This is a genomic window from Pantoea sp. R102, from assembly GCF_004916815.1.
Classification (GTDB): domain Bacteria; phylum Pseudomonadota; class Gammaproteobacteria; order Enterobacterales; family Enterobacteriaceae; genus Pantoea; species Pantoea dispersa.
Window position 1 is genome coordinate 1 of record NZ_SDFT01000220.1, and the last position, 4,663, is coordinate 4,663.

At 57.6% G+C, this 4,663-nt stretch carries 5 protein-coding genes; all 5 read left to right on the forward strand.

Annotated elements, in window-relative coordinates:
* On the forward strand, positions 1-623 hold a 623-nt coding region (locus tag ERD80_RS19720), incomplete at its 5' end, for a FadR/GntR family transcriptional regulator (protein ID WP_136548220.1).
* Entirely contained in the window at positions 610-1,776 is a 1,167-nt protein-coding gene (locus ERD80_RS19725) for a PLP-dependent transferase (RefSeq protein WP_136548222.1), read from the forward strand. The genes ERD80_RS19720 and ERD80_RS19725, both read left to right, overlap by 14 nt.
* A gap of 21 nt (positions 1,777-1,797) precedes the next feature.
* Positions 1,798-3,069 (forward strand): sugar ABC transporter substrate-binding protein, encoded by a 1,272-nt coding sequence (locus ERD80_RS19730; protein WP_136548225.1) that lies wholly within the window; start codon positions 1,798-1,800, stop codon positions 3,067-3,069.
* A gap of 24 nt (positions 3,070-3,093) precedes the next feature.
* Complete coding sequence (locus ERD80_RS19735) at positions 3,094-4,014, forward strand: sugar ABC transporter permease (protein WP_058759118.1); 921 nt, start codon at positions 3,094-3,096, stop codon at positions 4,012-4,014.
* A gap of 9 nt (positions 4,015-4,023) precedes the next feature.
* The coding region (locus ERD80_RS19740) for a carbohydrate ABC transporter permease (RefSeq protein ID WP_136548227.1) at positions 4,024-4,663 on the forward strand (640 nt) is incomplete at its 3' end.

A 4,663-nucleotide genomic window follows, 5' to 3' on the forward strand; every position in this document is an offset into this window, starting at 1 on the left:
CCGGCGCGCAGCCGGGCAGTCGCCTGCCGCCGGAACGCGAGCTGGCGGAGAAACTGGGCGTCAGCCGTAATACGGTGCGCGAGGCGCTCAAGCGCTGGGAAGCACTCGGCATCATTGTGCGCAAAAAAGGCAGCGGCACCTTTCTGCAGGCGGAGGTCGGTCTGCATGACAGTTTTCTCTCTCTGCGCTTTAAAAACGACTCCGCCAACATGCTTCATGCCCTGGAAGTGCGCCGCATCATTGAGTCCGAGTCCTGCGTGCTGGCCGCGCAGCGCGCCAGCGCCGACGACCTGCTGGAAATCGAACGGCGGCTGGAAGAGATGGAGCGTGTGCACCTGGCTATCGGTTCCGCCGGGCCGGAGGATTGGGCTTTCCACACCAGCATTTACCGCGCCGCCGGTAATCCGCTGCTGTTGCAGATGCTTAACGGCGTCTACGACACGCTGCATGCCTTTTTCGAATCCCCGCCGGAGCAGGCGCTGTTTTCAGACTCGTTTCCCCTGCACCGTGAACTGTTTAACGCCATCCGCGCCCGCGACAGCCAGGCCGCGCGCGCCCTTTGCCACCAGATTCTTGATATCACCGAACGCGACATGAAGGACGTGATCCATGCCAAACGCTAAACCTATTGCGCAACAGACACTGCTGACCCACGACCAGCGCCACGAACAGGGCGCCGTAACGCCACCGATTTATCAGTCCTCCCTATTTACCTTCAGCGATTACGACAGCATGATCGCCCGCTTTCGCGGTGAGAGCGACCAGCCGCTCTATTCCCGCGTTGATAACCCGACGGTCAAAGCGCTACAGGATAAAGTCGCCGCGCTGGAAGGCGGCGATGCCTGCCTCGCCTTTGCCAGCGGCATGGCCGCCATCAGCAACGCGATTTTGAGTGTGGTGCAGCCAGGCGCGAAAGTGGTCTGCGTTAATCATGTCTATCCCGATACGTACCGCTTTTTGCGCGGCTTTTGTCAGCGTTTCGGTATCACGACGCAGTTTGTTGACGGCGACGATGAAGCGGCGATGGCCGCCGCGCTGCCCGGCGCCAGCCTGCTCTATCTGGAAAGTCCCTCCAGTTGGGTGATGAGTGAACAGAATCTGCGGCAGCTGGCCACGCTGGCGCGCGATGCGGGCGTCGTCACGTTGATTGATAACAGCTGGGCTTCGCCCATTTTCCAGCAGCCGCTGCTGTGTGGTATCGACATCGTGGTGCACTCCGCCTCGAAGTACATCAGCGGCCACAGCGATGTGGTGGCCGGCCTGGTGATTGCCAGCCACCAGCACATCAACAACATTGCCCGTCACATTAGTCCGTTCCTCGGCGGCAAACTGTCTGCGAACGAAGCGTCTTTGCTGATGCGTGGCCTGCGCACGCTGCCGTTGCGCATGAAGCAACATCAGCAAAGCGCCCTGCAGCTGGCGGAAAAGCTGCGCGACCATCCGCAGGTCAGCGCGGTTTGCCACCCCGGGCTCAATCCCCCTGAATGGTCCACGCTGCTCGGTTACAGCGGGCTGTTTTCCTTTGCCGTGACCGAACAGGTCGACATACCGCAATTCTGCAACGCCCTGCAACTGTTCCATATGGGCGTCAGCTGGGGAGGTTTCGAGAGCCTGGTGATGCCGGCGATTTCGGTCATTAATCAGGCCAGTGAATTTAATTCAGCCCAGGATTTTGGTGTCTCGCCGCGCCTGATCCGTATCTCTGTTGGCCTCGAAGAGACCGACGATCTTTGGACCGATCTGAATCAGGCACTTGCTGCCGCCACTCACCGTTAATCACGCTCCGGAGAACCAGCCATGACAACACGTTTCGCCCTGAAAGCCCTGGTACTCGCCGTGGGTTTAGGCAGCGCCTTTTGCAGTCTCGCCGCCAAACTCACCGTGGTGGAAGTTATTACCAGCCCGCCACGTACCGCGCTTCTGCAAAAAATGCTCGACGAATACAAGACGCAGCATCCTGGGACCGAGATTGAGCTGATTTCGCTGCCGTGGGGTCAGGCATTTGAAAAACTGGGCACCATGTTACAGAGCGGACAGGTACCGGATGTGGTGGAGATGCCCGATACCTGGCAAGGCTTATATGCCAGCAACAATATGCTGGAGGATCTGGAACTCCGCCTGAAAAGCTGGCCTGAAAGCGCCCAGCTGACGGACAAAACGCTGGCAATGGCGCGTGCCGCGAACGGCAAAGCCACCATGGTACCGTACGGTTTTTATCTGCGAGCGCTGTTCTGGAATAAAAAGCTGTTTAAGCAGGCAGGACTGAGTGAACCGCCAAAAACAATGGACGAGTTTGCCAGCGACGCGAAGCGTATTAGTCAGTCAGGTAACGGTATCAGCGGCTACTGCATGCGCGGCGGTGTCGGGGGAACCAATGCGTGGATGATGTTTATGGCGGCGATGAACGGTTCGCCTGCTTTCTTTGATAAAGACGGCAACAGTACCTTAACCCAGCAGGGGGCGATAAAGGGAGCACAACTGCTGGTCGATTTGTATCAGCAAGGCGGCGCGCCAAAAGACAGCGTGAACTGGGGCTTTAACGAGATTGTCTCGGGCTTCTATTCCGGCAAATGCGCGATGCTCGATCAGGATCCGGACGCGCTGATCGCGATTAAAAATAGCATGGCGGCTGAGGATTTTGCTGTGGCGCCCATGCCGGTTGGACCGTCCGGTAAAGCCTTCCCGACCATCGGCTATACCGGCTGGGCGATGTTCAAACAGGGTAAACAAAACGATGTCGCCTGGCCGCTAATTACCTTCCTCAGTAATAAAACCAATAACCTGGCGTGGGCGAAGTTTGTCGGCACGCTACCCATCTATAAAGGTGCGGAACAGGACCCGTTCTATCAGACGCCGCAGTTTGCCGGCTGGTTTAAGGAGTTGAACGATCCGAATTATGTGCCGCTCACCATGCCGACCCATCTCAAAGGCTGGGGCTATTTCAATTCAGTGATCGTGAAAGAGAGCAGCCAGGAGACGTTACTGGGCGAAAACGACACCAAAGATATGGTGCAGGACTGGGCCAGCTATCTGAGCAAAGAGCAAAAAGCCTGGCTCGCCAGCCAGTAATCCCGCGTAAACCGGAGCCCTGAAATGATGCCTGAAATCTCTCTTCCTGCCAGCCCGGCGCGCCGCCGCTGGCGCTGGACCCGGCTTGCTGAGCCATGGTGGTATCTGTCACCGGGCCTGTTGCTGATCGCCCTGTTCATCTTCGTGCCGATGGCGATCGGCATTTCTTACGCTTTTCAGAGCATGAACCTGCTCAATCCGCTGGAGAGCGGCTGGGTTGGCTGGGCGAACTTTGCGCAGATGCTCGACGATCGCCGCTTCTTTCGCGCACTCGGCCATACCCTTAACTGGACGCTGAGCTCACTGCTGCTGCAGTTCTTTTTCGGCCTCGCGCTGGCGCTGCTGCTTAACCGCGAGTTTCGCTTTCGCCGCTGGGTGCAGGCGCTGGTGTTTTTACCGTGGGCGGTGCCGGCATTTCTTTCCGGCCTGACCTGGTCCTGGCTGCTCAACCCGGTCGTGGGTCCGCTGCCGCAGTGGCTCAGCGACGTGGGCATTCTCAGCGAACCTTACAATATTCTTTCTGATCCGCAACTGGCGATGTGGGGGCCGGTGATTGCTAACGTCTGGTTCGGCATCCCGTTTTTTGCCATCACTTTACTGGCGGCACTGCAGTCGATTCCCAAAGATTTGTATGAAGCAGCAGCCATTGACGGTGCCAGCGGCTGGCAGCAGTTTCGCCGGGTCACCCTGCCGTTTCTCGCCCCGATGATCGCCATTACCGTGATGCTGCGTACCATCTGGATCGCTAATTTTGCCGATTTGATCGTGGTGATGACCGACGGCGGTCCGGCCGGTTCAACCTCGATTCTTTCCAGTTACATCTTCACCACCGCTTATCGCAAACTGGATTTTGGTTATGCCTCGGCGATGGCGGTGTGTCTGTTACTGCTGATGACCTGCTATGCGCTGGTATTGCTGCGCATCCGCCATCAGTTACTTAAGTAAGGAGTCTGCATGCGCCTGTTACCGTTGATCGGTCATCGTCTCAGCATCGCCGCCTATTTGCTGTTTGCGCTGTTTCCGTTGTACTGGATCATTAAAATTGCCGTCACGCCGGACAGGTTACTGTTCAGTCAGGGCGTGACGCTGTTACCTGGCGGTTTCACCCTGAGCCACTTTGCGAAGGTATTGACCGACAGTGATTTCCCCACGTTTTTTATTAACAGTCTCATTGTCTCCTGCAGCACTGCCGCGCTGACAACCTTGATTGCCGCGGCTGCCGGCTATGCCTTTTCCCGCTTTCAGTTTCGCGGCAAGATGGTGATGGCGGCCCTGCTGCTGTTTACGCAGATGTTTCCGCTGGTGATGATCATTGCGCCGATTTACCGGGTGATGGCCCCGCTGGGACTGACGAATAGTCTGCTGGGGCTGATTCTGATTTACAGCGCCTTCAATGTTCCGTTCGCCACCTTCCTGATGCAGTCATTTTTTGATGCCATCCCGAAAGATCTCGAAGAGTCCGCCATGCTGGAAGGCTGCACCCGCTTTCAGGCGCTGTACCGCGTGCTGATGCCGCTGACGCTGCCCGGCATGGCGGCGACGCTCGGCTTCGTTTTCACCGCCGCGTGGAGTGAGTTGCTGTTCTCACTGATGC

Bases quoted from the DNA above. Each gene is read 5' to 3' on its own strand.
- ERD80_RS19725 (WP_136548222.1), top strand. From the start codon at position 610: ATGCCAAACGCTAAACCTATTGCGCAACAGACACTGCTGACCCACGAC.
- ERD80_RS19730 (WP_136548225.1), top strand. From the start codon at position 1,798: ATGACAACACGTTTCGCCCTGAAAGCCCTGGTACTCGCCGTGGGTTTA.
- ERD80_RS19735 (WP_058759118.1), top strand. From the start codon at position 3,094: ATGATGCCTGAAATCTCTCTTCCTGCCAGCCCGGCGCGCCGCCGCTGG.